The sequence below is a fragment of the Streptomyces djakartensis genome (assembly GCF_014651075.1).
In the GTDB taxonomy this organism is placed as follows: domain Bacteria; phylum Actinomycetota; class Actinomycetes; order Streptomycetales; family Streptomycetaceae; genus Streptomyces; species Streptomyces djakartensis.
In genome coordinates this window covers 53,288-69,831 of sequence record NZ_BMWE01000028.1, presented here as the reverse complement: position 1 = coordinate 69,831, position 16,544 = coordinate 53,288, and the positions used below count along the sequence as shown (strand labels likewise).

14 protein-coding genes are annotated in these 16,544 nt (G+C 71.3%); 4 read left to right on the top strand and 10 right to left on the bottom strand.

What is annotated here, in order from left to right; genetic code table 11:
- The 6 genes from IE212_RS31715 to mce form a co-directional block, all read right to left on the bottom strand.
- Positions 1-1,171, bottom strand: a 1,171-nt coding sequence (locus tag IE212_RS31715; RefSeq protein ID WP_190201428.1) for an ABC transporter ATP-binding protein, incomplete at its 3' end; no start/stop codon positions are given.
- Positions 1,172-1,293: 122 nt separating this feature from the next.
- Positions 1,294-2,070, bottom strand: coding sequence for an ABC transporter permease (locus IE212_RS31710; RefSeq protein WP_190201434.1), 777 nt, complete (start codon positions 2,068-2,070; stop codon positions 1,294-1,296).
- On the bottom strand, positions 2,067-3,029 hold the full coding sequence (locus IE212_RS31705) for an ABC transporter ATP-binding protein (RefSeq protein ID WP_190201427.1): 963 nt from the start codon (positions 3,027-3,029) through the stop codon (positions 2,067-2,069). The genes IE212_RS31710 and IE212_RS31705 overlap by 4 nt, the downstream gene beginning before the upstream one ends.
- 86 nt (positions 3,030-3,115) lie before the next feature.
- The gene (locus tag IE212_RS31700) at positions 3,116-4,051 is read right to left on the bottom strand and encodes a coiled-coil domain-containing protein (RefSeq protein ID WP_030246517.1); all 936 of its coding nucleotides are present in this window, start codon (positions 4,049-4,051) and stop codon (positions 3,116-3,118) included.
- A gap of 180 nt (positions 4,052-4,231) precedes the next feature.
- The gene (gene scy, locus IE212_RS31695) at positions 4,232-8,179 is read right to left on the bottom strand and encodes a polarized growth protein Scy (protein ID WP_190201426.1); all 3,948 of its coding nucleotides are present in this window, start codon (positions 8,177-8,179) and stop codon (positions 4,232-4,234) included.
- 208 nt (positions 8,180-8,387) lie between these two features.
- Positions 8,388-8,828 (bottom strand): methylmalonyl-CoA epimerase, encoded by a 441-nt coding sequence (gene mce / locus IE212_RS31690; protein WP_190201425.1) that lies wholly within the window; start codon positions 8,826-8,828, stop codon positions 8,388-8,390.
- A 149-nt stretch (positions 8,829-8,977) separates the two neighbouring features.
- Here mce and IE212_RS31685 point away from each other — a divergent pair, with 149 nt between their 5' ends.
- Complete coding sequence (locus tag IE212_RS31685) at positions 8,978-10,186, top strand: acetyl-CoA C-acetyltransferase (RefSeq protein WP_190201424.1); 1,209 nt, start codon at positions 8,978-8,980, stop codon at positions 10,184-10,186.
- Between the two features lie 40 nt (positions 10,187-10,226).
- Positions 10,227-11,183 (top strand): methylmalonyl Co-A mutase-associated GTPase MeaB, encoded by a 957-nt coding sequence (gene meaB, locus IE212_RS31680; RefSeq protein WP_190201423.1) that lies wholly within the window; start codon positions 10,227-10,229, stop codon positions 11,181-11,183.
- A 465-nt stretch (positions 11,184-11,648) separates the two neighbouring features.
- Here the strand turns inward: meaB and IE212_RS31675 are convergent, their stop codons facing one another.
- Positions 11,649-12,281: a PepSY domain-containing protein gene (locus IE212_RS31675; RefSeq protein WP_190201422.1), complete on the bottom strand. Its 633-nt coding sequence runs from the start codon at positions 12,279-12,281 to the stop codon at positions 11,649-11,651.
- Between the two features lie 116 nt (positions 12,282-12,397).
- Between IE212_RS31675 and IE212_RS31670 the strand changes: the two genes are divergently transcribed.
- Positions 12,398-13,066, top strand: coding sequence for a response regulator transcription factor (locus IE212_RS31670; protein ID WP_190201421.1), 669 nt, complete (start codon positions 12,398-12,400; stop codon positions 13,064-13,066).
- The gene (locus IE212_RS31665) at positions 13,063-14,475 is read left to right on the top strand and encodes a sensor histidine kinase (protein ID WP_190201420.1); all 1,413 of its coding nucleotides are present in this window, start codon (positions 13,063-13,065) and stop codon (positions 14,473-14,475) included. Before IE212_RS31670 ends, IE212_RS31665 begins: the two co-directional genes overlap by 4 nt.
- Before the next feature lie 27 nt (positions 14,476-14,502).
- Here the strand turns inward: IE212_RS31665 and IE212_RS31660 are convergent, their stop codons facing one another.
- The 3 genes from IE212_RS31660 to IE212_RS31650 all read right to left on the bottom strand — a co-directional run bounded on the left by IE212_RS31660 (position 14,503) and on the right by IE212_RS31650 (position 16,543).
- Positions 14,503-14,979: a MarR family winged helix-turn-helix transcriptional regulator gene (locus IE212_RS31660; RefSeq protein WP_190201419.1), complete on the bottom strand. Its 477-nt coding sequence runs from the start codon at positions 14,977-14,979 to the stop codon at positions 14,503-14,505.
- Between the two features lie 116 nt (positions 14,980-15,095).
- Positions 15,096-15,896: an AIM24 family protein gene (locus IE212_RS31655; protein WP_190201418.1), complete on the bottom strand. Its 801-nt coding sequence runs from the start codon at positions 15,894-15,896 to the stop codon at positions 15,096-15,098.
- Positions 15,893-16,543: an AIM24 family protein gene (locus tag IE212_RS31650; protein WP_190201433.1), complete on the bottom strand. Its 651-nt coding sequence runs from the start codon at positions 16,541-16,543 to the stop codon at positions 15,893-15,895. Before IE212_RS31650 ends, IE212_RS31655 begins: the two co-directional genes overlap by 4 nt.
- Between the last annotated feature and the right edge of the window lies 1 nt (position 16,544).

Genomic DNA, 16,544 nt, shown 5'->3' with positions numbered 1-16,544 from the left:
CCTGCGGCGCCGGAGCAGCGGGCTGCGCGGGGCCCTGGGCCGCCTGGGGCACGGGCTGGGCGTACGGGTTCGGCGCGCCCGCGCCGGAGGTCTCCGGGGCACCCGGAGCCGCCGCGTACGGGCCCGGCGGCGCCTGCTCAGGTGCCCCCTGGGGCGGCGGCGGGGCGTACCAGCCCGGCTGGCCCTGGCCCGGGACCGGCATCGGCGGCTGCGCGCCCGGCGGCAGCGGCTGCTGCAGGCCTTCCTTCTGGTCGATGGTCGAGCGGTAGTCGACCGCGCCCTGCGTCATCCGCATGTACGCCTCCTCCAGGGAGGCCTGGTGCGGCGACAGCTCCCACAGCCGTACGTCGGTGCCGTGCGCGATGTCGCTGATGCGGGGGAGCGGCAGCCCGGTCACGCGCAGCGCCCCGTCCTGCTCGGGCAGGACGTGACCGCCCGCCTCGGTGAGCGCGGCCGACAGCTTCTCGCGCTGCTGCGGCTCGGTGTCGGGCGTCCGGACGCGCGCGAAGTCCGCGGAGTTCGCGGAGATGAAGTCCCGCACGCTCATGTCGGCGAGCAACTGTCCGCGGCCGATGACGATGAGGTGGTCGGCGGTCAGGGCCATCTCGCTCATCAGGTGCGAGGAGACGAAGACGGTGCGGCCCTCCGCCGCCAGCGCCTTCATCAGGTTCCGCACCCAGAGGATGCCCTCGGGGTCCAGCCCGTTGACGGGCTCGTCGAACAGCAGCACCTGCGGGTCGCCCAGCAGCGCCGCGGCGATGCCGAGCCGCTGGCCCATGCCGAGGGAGAAGCCCTTGGACCGCTTCCTGGCCACGTCCTGCAGGCCGACGACCCCGAGCACCTCGTCCACCCGCCTCGCCGGGATGCCCGACAGCTGCGCCAGGCACAGCAGATGGTTGCGGGCGGCCCGGCCACCGTGCACGGCCTTCGCGTCCAGCAGCGCCCCGACCTGGCGGGGGGCGTTGGGCAGCCTGCGGTAGGGATAACCGCCGATCGTCACATGCCCGGACGTCGGGTTGTCCAGACCGAGGATCATCCGCATCGTCGTCGACTTGCCCGAGCCGTTCGGCCCGAGGAAGCCGGTGACGGCTCCGGGCCGCACCTGGAAGGAAAGGTTGTACACAGCGGTCTTGTCGCCGTAGCGCTTCGTCAGGCCGACTGCTTCGATCATGCTCCGCACCCATCGCAAGGTTCAGGACAGCGGGGCACACGCCCCCGTAAGGGTTAGGAGGATATCGACGCGCTGACGGTTCCACCCAAGAGGAGGTAAAAGGTCACGCCCAGCCTGTCCCGCTAGGCATCGCGCTTCTTCAGCAGCACGTACCCGCCGATCAGTGCCGCGAGCACCCACAGCCCCATGATCCCCAGCCCGCCCCACGGCCCGTACGGGGTGTCGTCGCCGATCGGCGTCACCACCTGCATGATCTTGCTGCCGGCCTGGTCGGGAAGGAACCGGCCGACCTTCTTCGTCGCGTCGACGTTGCCGAGGACGTTGGAGATCAGGAAGAAGAACGGCATCAGGATGCCCAGCGACAGCATCGGCGAGCGCAGCATCGCGGCGACGCCCATGGAGAACATCGCGATGAGCGTCATGTAGAGACCGCCGCCGATCACCGCCCGCAGCACTCCCGGGTCGCCGATCTCCGCCCGGTGCTCGCCGAGCATCGCCTGCCCCAGGAAGAAGGCGGCGAAGCTGGTCACGAGACCGACCAGGAGGGCCAGCGCCGTGGCGACCGCGATCTTGCTGAACAGGAAGGCCCCGCGCTGCGGCACCGCGGCCAGCGAGGTGCGGATCATCCCGGTGCTGTACTCGTTCGACACGACCAGCACACCGAACACGATCATCGCGAGCTGACCGAGGCTCATCCCCGCGAAACTGATGAACGTCGGATCGAACTCGGCCCGCTCCCGTCCGCCCATGCTGTCGAACTCGTTCTTCGACAGGGCCGAGATCAGCATGCCGAGGGCGACCGTCACGACCACCACCAGGGAGAGCGTCCACACCGTGGACGCCACTGACCGGATCTTGGTCCACTCCGACCGTACGACCTGTGTCGCCGCCATGCTCAGCCCCTCTTCCAGCCCTCGCCCCACTGCTGCCGCGGTGGCGGCTCGGGGCTCGTCCCGCTGTGTGCGTGGTACTCCACCGATTCCGCGGTCAGCCGCATGAACGCCTCCTCCAGCGACGCCTGCCGCGGACTCAGCTCGTGCAGCGTGATCCGGTGCTGGGCCGCCAGTTCGCCGATGAGCTCGGCCTTGCCACCGTCCACCTCCAGCAGTCCGTCGCCGCTCTCGACGGCCACGATCCCGGCCTGCCGCAGCACGTCGAGGAGCCGCTCCCGCTGCGGGCTGCGGACCCGCACGTACGACCGTGAGTTGCGCTCGATGAAGTCGGCCATGGAGGTGTCCGCGAGGAGCCGCCCCTGCCCGATGACGACGAGGTGCTCCGCGGTCAGGGCCATCTCACTCATCAGGTGGGAGGAGACGAACACGGTCCGGCCCTGCGCCGCCAGGGACTTCATCAGGGTCCGGATCCAGTGGATGCCCTCGGGGTCGAGGCCGTTGACCGGCTCGTCGAACATCAGGATCCGGGGATCGCCGAGCAGCGCGGCGGCGATGCCGAGCCGCTGCCCCATGCCCATCGAGAAGCCCTTGGTCTTCTTCCGCGCGACGGCCGTCAGCCCGACCGTCTCCAGCACCTCCCGAACCCGGCTGCCCGGAATGCCGTTGCTCTGTGCCAGACACAGCAGGTGGTTGTAGGCGGTGCGCCCGCCGTGCCAGGCCTTGGCCTCGAGCAGCGCGCCGATGTACGTCAAGGGGTCCTTGAGCTGGTGGTAGCGCTTGCCGTCGATCCGGACGTCGCCGGCGGTGGGATGGTCGAGCCCCAGGATCATGCGCATGGTCGTGGACTTGCCCGCGCCGTTGGGCCCGAGGAAGCCGGTGACGACGCCCGGTCTGACGGTGAAGGACAGGTTGTTGACCGCCACCTTCTCGCCGTAACGCTTGGTCAGCCCCTCGAGCTCAATCATGCCCGCCACGCTAGAACGCCGCAAAGTCCTCTGCCACCCGAGCGGCAGAGGACTTTGCGGAGATTCAGACTCCGTATCCCCGGGCGTTACCGGGACTGCTGGGCCGGGACCCCGCGGGAGACCGGCTCGTCCTCGGCCGGCGTGCCGGCGGCGGCGACCGCGGCGCCCGTGAGCGTGGCGAGCATCTCGCGGACGTTCGTCAGCTGGGCGTTGATGCTGTCGCGGCGGTTGGTGAGAGCCGCGAGCTCACGCTCGGATTCCGAACGGATGCGGTCGGCCTTGGCGTTGGCGTCGGCCACGATGTCCTCGGCCTGACGCTGGGCCGTCTCCACCGTCTGGCGGGCGCGGCGCTCGGCGTCCGTGCGCAGCTTCTCGGCCTCCAGGCGCAGCTGCTCGGCCCGGTGCTCGATCTCGGCCAGGCGCTTCTCGGCCTTGGCCTGACGGGAGGCCAGGTCACGCTCGGACTGCTCGCGACGCTTGGCGAGGTTCGTCTCGAAGTCGGCGGCGGCCTGGGCGGCCTTGGCGCGGGTCTCCTCGAAGAGGGCGTCCGCCTCCTCACGCTTGGACTGCGCGTCCTTCTGCGCCTCGGAACGCAGCTGGGCGGCGTCACTCTTGGCCTTCTCGACGATCCGCAGGCCCTCGTCCTCGGCCTTCGCCTTGCGATCCGCGGAGTACGCCTCGGCGTCGTTGCGCACCTGCTGGGCGGCCGACTCGGCGAGCTCGCGGTGCTGCTCGGCCGCGCGCCGTGCCTCCTCGCGCAGGTCCTTCGCCTCTTCCTCGGCGAGGCGGAGGATCTTCTCCACGCGCGCGCCGAGACCCGCGTACGACGGCTCGGCGTCGTTGACCTGGGCCTGGGCGTTCTGCGTCTCGAGGTGGAGCTCTTCGATGCGCTTTTCCAGAGCGGTGATGCGGGCGAGAGCGCTGTCACGGTCGGAGACGAGCTTGGAGATACGTTCGTCCACCTGAGCGCGGTCGTACCCACGCCGCACAAGCTCGAAGCCGTAGGGGGAAGTGTCGCTCATGGGGTTCCTGTCGAAAGAGACCGGTGAGGTGATAGAGGGAATCCTAGGGGCCGAAACGGTGTGTCATCGAGCGGATGCGCGTTTGATCTGGAAAATGAGACCCCTTTAGGGTGGCTGACGGCAGGACCGCTTGCCAACCTCGGTCGAAGGCCTCAACAGACACCGCGGTCGCCTCCCTTTCTAGCTTTCCGAGGACTTGCCACCCGAACGGGGTGCGCCGACGGTCGCGCCGGCCTTCACCCCGCCGTCCTTCGCCGGGGACGGGGCCTCGAAGGATTCCAACGCCTCAAGGACGTCCTGGACACGGGAGATCTCGGCGTTGATGTCCTCGCGGCGGCGGACCAGGACCTCCAGCTCACGCTTGCCCTCCTCCACCGTGCGCCTGGCCTCGCGGATCGCCTCGGCCTTGAGCTCCTCGGCCTCCCGGACCAGCGTGGTCTTCTTCTGCTCGGCCTCCTTGAGCAGGCCCTCGGCCTTCTTCACCGCGGCGATACGGACCTTGCCCGCCTCGGAGTTGGCCTCCGAGACGATCTCCTTGGCCTGCGCCTGCGCCTTCGCCAGCTGTTCCTCGGCGGCCTTGACGAGCGCGTCGCAGCGGTCGCCGGCCGACTTCATCGCCTCGGCCGACTCGCGCCGGGCCCGCTCGTGCAGCTCCTCGATCTCCGAGGTGATGCGGTCCCGCAGCTCCTCCGCGCGCTCCCGGATCTGGGTGGCGTCCCGGCGCGCGCCGACCAGCAGCTCGTCCGCGTCCGTACGGGCCTTCTCCACCAGAGAGTTGCCCTCGACCGTCGCCTCGGAGACGAGCCGGTCGGCCTCCTTGCGGGCCGCGCCCACCATCCTGTCGGCCTGCGCCTCGGCCTCCGCCGTGGCCTTCTGCGCCTGCTGCTGCGCCTCGGCAAGCAGCTTGTCGGCCTCGGCCGTGGTCTCCGTGATGAGCTTGTCGACCTGCTCGGCCGCCTCGGAGCGCCGCTTGTTGGCGTCCTTGCGGGCCTCGTCCAGCGTGCGGTCGGCCTCCTCGCGCGCGGACGCCACGAGCCGCTCCGCCTCCGCCTCCGCGTCCGCCTTGACGCGCTCGGCCTCGCCGCGGACCCGCTCGGCGTGCTGCTGCGCCGAGCCGACCGTCTCGGCGGCCTCGGCCCGCAGCCGCTCCGCCTCGTCCGAGGCCTCCCCGACCAGCCGCTCGGCCTTGGCGACCGACTCGCTCCGCATCCGCTCGGCCTCGGCGGCCGCCTCGGAGCGGACCCGCTCGGCCTCCGAGAGGGCTTCGGTACGGACCCGCTCGGCCTCGGTGACCGTCTCCATCCGCAGGCGGTCGGTCTCCTGGACCGTCTCCGTGGTGAGCCGCTCCGCCTCGCTGCGCGCCTCGGTGATGAGGGTGTCCGCCTGCGTCGCCGCGTCCGAACGGATGCGGTTGGCGTCCTCACGGGCGTCCGCCCGGGTACGCGAAGCGCTCTGCTCGGCCTCGGCGATGGCGTCCGACGCCTCCGTACGCACCCGCTGGGCGTGCTCGGCGACCTCGGCACGGATCCGCTCCGCCTCGCTGATCGCCTCTGACATCGTCCGCTCGGCGAGCGTCCTGGCGGCCTCGGTCTCCTCGTGCGCCTCGCGCCGCAGCCGGGCGGCGTCCTCGCTCGCCCGCTCCCGCTCCGCGTAGGCGTCGGAGCGGACCCGGTCCGCCTCCTCCTGCGCCTCCCGCCGCGTACGGTCCGCCGCGTGCTCGGCGGCGCTGCGCAGCCCGGTGATCTCCTCCTGGGCCTGCTCGTGCAGCCCGGCCACGGAGTCCCGGACCTGCTGCGCGTGCTGCTCGGCCGCGGACACCATCTCGGTGGCCCGCCGGTCGGCCTCCTCGACCAGCCGGACCGCCTCGGCCTGCGCCTCCTCCACGCGCTTGCGCGCCGAGGCCAGCAGCTCCTCGCTCTGCTCGCGGGCCCGCTCGCGCTCCTGGTCGGCCTCCTGCCGGGCGCTGCCGAGGAGCTCCTCGGCCTCACGGCGGCGCCGGTTGGCCTCCTCCTGGGCGGCGGCCAGCGTCTCGGACGCCTCGGTGGCCAGCCGCTCGGCGGCGGCCTGCGCCTCGGAGCGCACCCGGTCGGCGCTCTCCTGCGCCTCCGACTTCAGCCGCTCGGCCTCGCTCGCGGCCTCCGACCGCAGCCGCACGGCGACGGCCTCGCCCTCGGCCCGCGCGGCGGACGCGTCGGAAGCGGCCTCGTCACGCAGCCGCTCGGCCTCCGCCTCGGCCTGCTGCTGGAGCGTACGGATCCGCTCGGCGGCCTCGGCGCGCAGCCGGTCGTTCTCCTCCACGGCCTCGCGGCGGATCCGCGCGGCCTCCTCACGGGCCTCCGACAGCGCCTGCTCGGCCGCCGTCAGCCGGTCCTCGGCCTCCCGCTGGAGCCGCGTCAGCTCCTCGGCGGCCTCCGCACGGCGTGCCTCTATGGCCCGCTCGGTCTCCTCGTGCAGCTCCAGCACCGCACGCTCGGCGTCCGCCTTGAGGGACTCGGCCTGCTCGATGACCTCCTCGCGGTGCCGCTCCGCCTCCTGCCGGGTGCGCTGCAGCGTCTCCTCGGCCTGGCGGCGCAGAGTCGTCGCCCGCTCGATGGCCTCGGTGCGGACCTTCTCGCTGTCCGTCTGGGCCGTCGTCCGCAGCTCGTCCGCGTCCGCCTTGGCCTTGGCCAGCAGCTCCTCGGCGGACCGCGCCGCCTCCTCGATCTGCGCCACGGCCTCCTTGCGGGCCTCGGCGCGGATCTTCTCGCCCTCCTCGACGGCGTCCGCCCGCAGCTGCTCGGCCTCGCCGCGCAGCCGGCGGGCCTCCTCCTGGAGCTCGACCGTCTTGGCGCGGTACTCCTTGGTGTCGTCCTTCGCCGCGCCCTTGAGCTCCTCGGCGATGTCGTGCGCCTCGGCACGCAGCCGGTCCGCCTCGGCCTCGGCCTCCCTGCGGATCCGCTCGGCCTCCTCGGCCGCCGCCCTGGTGGTCTTCTTGGCGTCCTCCGACGCCTTGGTGAGGACCTCCTCGGCCGTCCGGGCCGCCTTGGACAGCTGGGTCGCGGTCTCCTCGGCGGTGAGCGTGCGGGCCTTCTCGGCGGCCTCCGCGACGATCTTCTCGGCCTCGGCACGGGCGTCCGCGACGATCTGCTCCGCCTCGGACTTGGTGTTCTCGGCCTCCTTCGTGGCCTCCTCGACCAGCCGCGCGACCTGTTCCTTGGCCGTGCGTGTGCGCGTCTCGTTCGCGGACTCGGCGCTCGCCAGGGCCTTGGCGGCGGCCTCCTTGGCCTCCGTGACCAGCTTGTCCGCCTCGGACTGCGCCTTGCGGAGCGCCTCCTCGGCCTCGGCCATCCGCTGCTCGGCGGCCCTGCTCAGCTCCTGCGCCTCGCGGCGCGCCGACTCCGACTCGGTGGCGGTGGACGTGCGCAGCTGCTCGGCGTGGTCCGTGGCCTCCTGGGCCTGCGTGGAGGCCGCGTTGAGGAGCCGCTCGGCGTCCGTGCGGGCCCGCCGCAGGATCTGCTCCGCCTCGGCCCGGGCCTCCTCGGCCGCGCTGGTCAGCCGCTGCCGGGCCTCGGTGGCCAGCCGCTCGGCCTCCGCGCGTGCGGTGGCCAGGGACTGCTCGGCCTCGGCGCGGGACTCCTCCAGCAGCCGGCGGGCCTGCTGCTCGGTGCGGGCCCGCAGCTGCTCCGCCCACGCCACGTTCTCGTTGACGTGCGACTCGACCGTCTGGCGCCGCTCGGCCAGCTCCTGGTCCAGCTGCTGGCGCCGGGTCACCGCCTCCTGGTGCAGCTCCGCCTGGAGCCGGGCCGCCTGCTCGGCGTGCTCCTGGAGGATCCGCTGGGTCTGGGCCCGGGCCTCGCTCAGCTCCCGGTCGGCGTCCGCGCGGATCTGGTCGGCCTGCATCTGCGCGTTGCGCAGCAACTGCTCGGCCTGCCAGCCGATGTCGCCCCCCTCGAAGGAGGGCCGGGACATGATGGTGCGCCGCGCCTCGTGCAACTTGGCGCGCAGCACCTCGACCTGGTAGCCGAGGTCCTCGGCGTGCTGGATCGCCTTTTCCCGCTCGGTCTTCAGCCGCTTCATCTCGGCTTCGAACCGAGAGAGGTGGTCGACGTCAGCCGCCGGCTCTCGCTCCTGGCTCTCGTAGCCCCGCACTGCGCGGTCCCATCCGTCCCCTGGTCGCAACTCTCTTAAGCGAGCTCCGTCCATCCACCGAACGGGGCCCCCGGGGAATGGTGTCAGATCATCGGCGGAGCAGAGGCTGTTGCCCCGCGCTCGTCCCCCGAAACCCGGACCCCGGAATGCGGTCGCCGCGGATTGGGCGGCGACCGCACCCAACCCTACCGGCCCTTATGTACGAGGGTCAGTGCTCAGGTGACTCAACAGGCGCCGAAGTGACCAGTTCTGTCAGTACGCCATGGCAGTCCTTGGGGTGCAGGAAGGTGATCCGTGACCCCATGGAACCGCGTCGGGGCTCTTCGTACAGGACGCGTACGCCCTTGTCGCGGATGTCCGCGGACTCCGCGTCGACGTCCGCCGTACCGAAAGCGATGTGGTGGACGCCCTCCCCGTTCTTCGCGAGCCACTTGCCCACGGCGGAGTCCTCGCGGGTCGGCTCGAGAAGCTGCAGGTAGGAGGCCCCGCCGTCGGACGTTTCGTTGATCTTGAGCATGGCCTCGCGCACGCCCTGCTCCTCGTTGACCTCGGAGTGGAAGACCTCGAAGCCGTAGGTGGCCCGGTAGAACTCGACGGTCTTGTCGAGGTCGAAACAGGCGATCCCGATGTGGTCGATTCGCGTCAGCATGAATTCAGTGCAGCGCGCCGGAGGTGGTTACGCAACGTGCGAGCGATCACACCGACGGCCAGGTGACGCGGTGGAGTACCGGTCAGTACATTCGAAGTAAACCCTCGTTCACTCCTCGGCTGTGCAGGCCGGTAAGGGGATCGCAGCTCATGACTTCTGGAACTTCCGGAGCGAACAGCTCGGTGATCGTCGCGGGCGCGCGTACGCCCATGGGGCGGTTGCTCGGCTCGCTCAAGTCCTTCTCCGGAGCCGACCTGGGCGGCTTCGCGATCAAGGCCGCCCTCGACCGTGCGGGGATCGGTGGCGACCAGGTGCAGTACGTGATCATGGGGCAGGTGCTGCAGGCCGGGGCCGGGCAGATCCCGGCGCGCCAGGCCGCCGTCAAGGCCGGCATTCCGATGAACGTGCCGGCGCTGACCATCAACAAGGTGTGTCTGTCGGGTCTGGACGCGATCGCGCTGGCCGACCAGTTGATCCGTGCGGGTGAGTTCGACGTGATCGTCGCCGGTGGTCAGGAGTCCATGACCAACGCCCCGCACCTGCTGCCCAAGTCCCGTGAGGGCTTCAAGTACGGCGCGGTCCAGATGCTCGACGCCATGGCGTACGACGGGCTGACCGACTCCTTCGACGGCGTCGCCATGGGCGAGTCCACCGAGAGGCACAACACGCGGCTGGGCATCGCGCGCGCCGAGCAGGACGAGATCGCGGCGCTGTCGCACCAGCGTGCCGCCGCCGCCCAGAAGAACGGGCTCTTCGAGGCCGAGATCACGCCGGTGGAGATCCCGCAGCGCAAGGGCGACCCGGTGCTGTTCAGCAAGGACGAGGGCATCCGTGGCGACACGACGGCCGAGTCGCTCGGGAAGCTGCGGCCGGCGTTCGCCAAGGACGGCACGATCACGGCCGGCTCCTCCTCGCAGATCTCCGACGGTGCCGCCGCCGTCGTGGTGATGAGCAAGGCCAAGGCGCTGGAACTCGGCCTGGAGTGGATCGCCGAGATCGGGGCGCACGGGAACGTGGCCGGGCCGGACAACTCGCTGCAGTCCCAGCCGTCCAACGCGATCCAGCACGCGCTCAAGAAGGAGGGCCTGGGCGTCGAGGATCTCGACCTCATCGAGATCAACGAGGCGTTCGCGGCGGTGGCCGTGCAGTCGATGAAGGACCTCGGAGTGTCCACCGAAAAGGTGAATGTCAATGGCGGTGCCATTGCCCTGGGTCACCCGATCGGGATGTCCGGTGCGCGGCTCGTGCTGCATCTCGCGCTGGAGCTGAAGCGGCGTGGGGGTGGTGTGGGCGCGGCCGCGCTGTGCGGTGGCGGTGGTCAGGGTGACGCGCTGATCGTGCGGGTACCGAAGGCCTGAGCACCGGTTCTCGGACCTTCCTTTCAAGAACGGAGCTGTGATGCAGGACGTCTCCACACTGGTGGCCCAGGCGAGGGAGGGCCGGGCGCGGGCCGTGGCCCGGTTGATCTCCCTGGTGGAGGGGGCGTCCCCGCAGCTCCGGGAGGTCATGGCGGCGCTCGCGCCCCTGGCGGGCGGGGCGTACGTGGTGGGGCTGACCGGGTCGCCGGGAGTCGGCAAGTCCACGTCGACCTCGGCGCTGGTGTCGGCCTACCGCAAGCAGGGCAAGCGGGTCGGCGTCCTGGCCGTCGACCCGTCGTCCCCGTTCTCCGGGGGTGCGCTGCTCGGGGACCGGGTGCGGATGTCGGAGCACGCGTCCGATCCGGGCGTCTACATCCGCTCGATGGCGACGCGGGGGCATCTGGGCGGGCTCGCGTGGGCCGCGCCGCAGGCCATCCGGGTGCTGGACGCGGCGGGCTGCGACGTGATCCTCGTCGAGACGGTGGGTGTCGGGCAGTCCGAGGTGGAGATCGCCTCGCAGGCGGACACGTCCGTGGTGCTGCTCGCGCCGGGGATGGGCGACGGGATCCAGGCGGCCAAGGCCGGGATCCTGGAGATCGGTGACGTGTACGTGGTGAACAAGGCGGACCGGGACGGGGCCGATGCGACGGCTCGCGAGCTGAACCACATGCTGGGGCTGGGGGAGGCGCGGGGGCCGGGTGACTGGCGGCCACCGATCGTGAAGACGGTCGCGGCGCGGGGTGAGGGGGTCGACGAGGTCGTCGAGGCGCTGGAGAAGCACCGGGCCTGGATGGAGGAGCGGGGTGTCCTCGCGGAGCGGCGGATGTCCCGGGCCTCCCGCGAGGTCGAGACGATCGCGGTGACGGCCCTTCGGGAGCGGATCGGCGACCTGCACGGGGACCGGCGCCTCGGGGCGCTCGCCGAGCGGATCGTGGCGGGCGAGTTGGATCCGTACCGTGCGGCTGATGAGCTGGTCGCGGGGTTGACGGAAGGCTGAGCGCATTCCGCTGGGTGGGTGGGTCGGGGACGTGCCGGGGGGTGTCCGTCCTCGGAACGGCGCGATGGAGTCGGATGCCGAGTGACTCCCCGTTGACGCGCCAACCGCTGCGGGCGGACACCCCCCGACACGTCCCCTTCTCGCCATACGCGGCTGCACGCCGTCTTAGCTGCGGGCAGTCGTGCCGCCGCTGCGGGCAGTCGTGGCCGCGCTAGCTGCGGGCAGTCGTGCCGCTGGGGCGGCACGGGTGGGCGCAGCGGCACCCCGCAACGCCGGGCCGCGCAACGCCCCACCCCCCGCACCAACGCCCAGCACCTCGCAACGCCGGGCTCCGCACCCACCCGCCCCCAGCACCCCCGCCGGGTACCTGGAACCGGCCGCCGCCGCTGCGGGCAGTAGTCGTGCCGCTGGGGCGATGAGGTCCACCCTGCTACGCCGGGGCGGTTCGGAACGGGCAGTGTTCGATCAGTCCTGGGCGTCCGAGTCGTCGTCCTGGGCGTCCGAACGGTCCGCCGTGACCTTGCCCGTGTTCAGGGCGATCTTCCAGTCCTGCTCGGCGCCGCCGGGCGCGCGCGTCTCGGCCTCCCAGGACTTGTTCCTGCCGTCCTCGTCGAGGTCGACGGACGTCACCACGCCCTTGCCGGCGGCGGCCTTCGCCGCCTCCTCGGCCGTCACGGACGAGCCCTTCAGCGCGGCCCGCACCTGCGCCGTGTCGTCCTCGTCGTCCGTGTGCGAGCCGAGGACCTTGCCCGTGGACGGGTCGACGCTGACGCTGTGCCAGCCGTTGTCGCCGGAGAGGACGTCGACCTTCCAGATCACCTTGTCGCTGTCGTCCTCGTCGTCCAGCTCGGCGGAGACGACCGTGCCGGGCGTGTGCTTCAGCGCGGAGGCGATGGCCTCGGGTGCCGTGACGTCCGTGGAGGCCGCCCGCGCGGTGTCGTCCCGGTCGTCCCGGCCGCCGTCGTCGTCCGACAGCCGGGTGTTCGCCGCCTGCCGCGCCGAGCCCTCGTCGTCTCCCGTGGTCGCGAGAGCCGTGGCCGTACCGCCCCCGACCAGAGCGGCAGCGGTCACTGCGGCGATCACGATGTTGCGCTTCATGCGGGTTCCTCCCGAGTCGTTTCGTTTTCGACGTGTTCAAAGGTGGCTGACCGAGGCTGAGAGGAACCTGAAAGCCCCTGAAGGGATCTTCAGCTTGCTTTTGCCACTCTTTACGCATGCGCCTGTTGATCGTGGAGGACGAGAAGCGGCTGGCCCTGTCGCTCGCCAGGGGCCTGACGGCCGAGGGGTACGCCGTGGATGTCGTCCACGACGGACGGGAGGGGCTGCACCAGGCCTGCGAGGGGACGTACGACCTGGTCATCCTCGACATCATGCTGCCGGGGCTCAACGGCTACCGGGTCTGCGCCGCCCTGCGCGCCGCCGGGCACGAGGTGCCGATCCTCATGCTGACCGCGAAGGACGGCGAGTACGACGAGGCCGAGGGGCTCGACACGGGGGCCGACGACTATCTGACCAAGCCCTTCTCGTACGTCGTGCTCGTCGCCCGGATCAAGGCGCTGCTGCGGCGGCGCGGGGTGGGTGCGGGGGCCTCGCCGGTGCGTGTGCACGGTGATCTGAAGGTGGACACGGCTGCGCGGCGGGTGTTTCTGGGGGAGGACGAGATCGCCCTCACCGCCAAGGAGTTCTCGGTCCTGGAGCAGCTCGTGCTGCGGGCCGGGGAGGTCGTGTCCAAGTCGGAGATCCTGGAGCACGTGTGGGACTTCGCGTACGAGGGTGATCCGAACATCGTCGAGGTGTACGTCAGCGCCCTGCGGCGCAAGCTGCGGGCGGGGCTGATCCGGACGGTGCGCGGTGCCGGATACCGGCTGGAGACCTCACCGTGAGGCGGCTGTTCGCCTCGGTACGGGCGCGGGCCGCGCTCGGTGCCACGCTCGTGGTGGCGGTCGCCCTCGTCGCCGCCGGGGCCGCCGTGCTGCTGTCCCTGCGGTCCAATCTGATCGGCGAGGCCGGCGCGCAGGCGGAGCAGTCCGCCCGGTCGGTGGCGTCCGAGCTCGCCGCCGGGACGCCGTACGGCGAGCTGTCGGGGCTGGACGGCGACGACGGGCCGGTGCAGATCCTCGACGAGGACAAGCGGCTGGTCGCGGCCAGTGAGAATCTGGAGAAGATCAGCGGTACCGACTCCGACCAGGTGAAGCCGCAAGCGGCCGTCGCGCGTCGCGGCGATGACGATGACGACGACCCCGACGAGCACGACGAGGCCCTCGAGCCCGGGGAGATCGCCGGGAAGAGCGTCTTCAGCAACGGGGCGGCGACGATCGACGGGGAGGCGGAGGACTACCGGTTCGCCGCCGTCGCGGTGGAGACCCAGGACCGGGGACGGCTGAAGGTCTACGCCGGTTCGCCGCTGGCCGCCGAGCACGGGGCCGTGCGGACCGCGCTGTCGGTGATGCTGATCGGGTTCCCGCTGCTGCTGGGCGTCGTCGCGGGAGTGACCTGGCTGGTCACCCGGCGGGCGCTGCGGCCCGTGGAGGGCATCCGGCGGGAGATGGCCGCGATCACTCATTCCGAGGACCTCGCGCGACGTGTCCCGGAGCCGGACACCCACGACGAGATCGCCCGGCTCGCGAGTACCACCAACGAGACGCTCGCGGCCCTGGAGACCTCCGTGGAGCGGCAGCGCCGCTTCGTCGCCGACGCCTCCCACGAGCTGCGCAGCCCGATCGCCTCGTTGCGGACGCAGTTGGAGGTGGCCGCCGCGCATCCCGAGCTGCTGGACCTCGACGGGGCCGTGGAGGACACCGTGCGGCTCCAGCGGCTGGCCGCCGATCTGCTGCTGCTCGCCCGGCTGGACGCGGGGGAGCGGCCGGGCGGCGTGCAGGTGGACCTCGCCGGGCTGGCCCGGGAGGAGGCCGAGGGGCGGACGGGTGTGACCGTGGACGCGGAGCCGGTGGAGGTGGCCGGATCGCGGGGGCAGTTGGGGCGGGTGCTCGCCAATCTGCTCGACAACGCCCAGCGGCACGCCCGGTCGGCCGTCACCGTGACCGTGCGGCGGGAGAACGGCCGGGCCGTGGTCGGGGTGGCCGACGACGGGGACGGGGTGCCCGAGGCCGACCGGGAGCGGATCTTCGAGCGGTTCGTACGGCTGGACGCCGCCCGCAGCCGCGACGACGGCGGGGCCGGTCTGGGGCTCGCCATCGCCCGGGACGTGGCCGTACGGCACGGCGGCACCCTCACGGCCGGCCGGGGGCCCGCAGGCGGAGCCCTCTTCGAGCTCCGCCTGCCCGTCGCCTAGGTGTGCTGTCCCGGGACCGCCCGGTGGCTACGGGCGTCCGCGCTGGTCGCGCAGGTGCTCCGCGATGGGCTTGAGGGCCTTGTCGAGTTCTGCCAGGGCTTCGGGGGACAGCAGGTCGATGAAGTGGCTCCGCACGGACGTCACATGGTGGGGGGCGACCTTCCGCATCGTCGCCATGCCGTGGTCGGTGAGGACCGCGTAGAGCCCGCGTCGGTCGGACTCGCAGTTCTCCCGCCGGACCAGGTCCGCGTTCTCCATGCGCGTGATCTGGTGCGAGAGCCGGCTCTTGGACTGCAGGGTGGCGGCGGCGAGGTCGCTCATCCGCATCCGCTGGTCCTCCGACTCGGAGAGGTTCACCAGGATCTCGTAGTCGTTCATTGTCAGGCCGAACGGCTGCAGGTCCTTTTCGAGCTGGTACGTCAACAGCCTGTTGACCTCCAGGTGGGTGCGCCAGGCGCACTGCTCCGCATCGGTCAGCCAGCGCGTGGCCGTTTCGGTCTCCATGAATGAAGTCTACCTAAAAAGTTGAAAGGCGAACTAATGAGGGTTTTGGTGTGACGCCGCACGCCTGCCGAAGGGCGGTGCGCAGGCGTTCGATGTCACACTCCGCAGACTACCGCTCACAGCCCGAAGCGACGCTGGAGGTCCCCCAGCTGTCCGGGAAGACGCGGTACGCCGGACTGACCGGGCCGGGTCCCCGGCGGTCCGCCGCCGGGCACGCCGGCCTGGTGCGGAACGGCCCCCGTGGCCTGCTCGGCCATCAGGGTCTCGGACGACTGGAGCAGCACCGTGCCGGCGCCGACGAACTCGAACTGGTGCTCCTCGCCGGAGGCGCCGCCCAGGCCCGTCAGCGCACGTAGACCGCCCATTACGCCGGTCATGTACCCGTGATCGTAATGGTGGCAGGGGGAGGGGCAGTCGGCCCATCCGACCAGGGCCTGCGGGTCGACCCGGATCGGGGGTTCCATGAACACCACCGGGCCGTTCGACGCGGCCACGAACTTTCCGGTTCCGATGAGGGTCAGGAAACCCGGCACGATTGATTGCTTCAGCGACAGACTTGGCTGAAAAGCGAGCAGATTGCCGGAGCGAATGGTCAGATTGCCGTCTTCGAGGTCGTACGAGTTCACATCGAAGGCCCGGTCGGCGAGGAGCATCTTGCCCGAGCCCTCCGCGACGACCCAGTCGCTCGCGTGCAGAGGCGAATGGAAGGACGTACGGACAAGTCGGTCGAGCCGGCCGTGTCCCACGCCGTTGAAGTCGATCGAGCCGTAGTAGGCGATCATCTTCCCCTTCTGCAGGAACCACTGGCTCCCCTTCAGCTCCACACAGAAGGTGTAGGGATTGACGTTGTCGTCGCCCGGCAGCGTGGCCGGGTCGAAGACCGCGGGGCCGGCGCCCGGGGTTCCGTAGGTGCTCACAGCTTCTCCTCCGAGGCCTGGACGTACACCGCACCGCTGCCGCTGAGCTCCAGCTGGAACGCCTCGCCCGAGCCGCGGCCCACCATGTCCCGCCAGCCCAGGGCCGTGGACAGCTTGTTGCGGACCTCGCCGTGGTGGGCGACGTAGGCCTGCGGGTCCACGTGCACCGGCCGCTGCGGGGTGATCGGGATCTCGATGACCCCGCCGTGCGCCATGACGGCGACGGCCCCGTGGCCCTTCAGCGTGGTGGTGAACAGACCCTGGCCGCTGACCTGGCCGCGGACCATGCCCATGACGCCGCCCTGGGAGCCCAGGAACATCGTGCCCTGCTGGAGGGTGCCCTCGAAGGCCAGCAGGCGGTCCGCCTCGACGTACAGCGTGTCGCCGGTGAGGCGGATCACCTGGACGTGGTGCCCGCCGTGCCCGAACAGGACCGTGCCGCTGCCCTCCACGGTCATCAGGGGGGTGTCCTCGTCCGCCACCCGGCGGCCGATCATCGACATGATCCCGCCCTGGCCGCCGGCCATGCTGGGCGTGAACGACACCTCGCCCCGGTAGGCGAGCATCGCACCGCGCTGGCTGAACAGCCGCTGACCGGGCGTCACCGTCGCCTCGACCATCTTCGCGTTGATCTCCCGGAAGGCCATG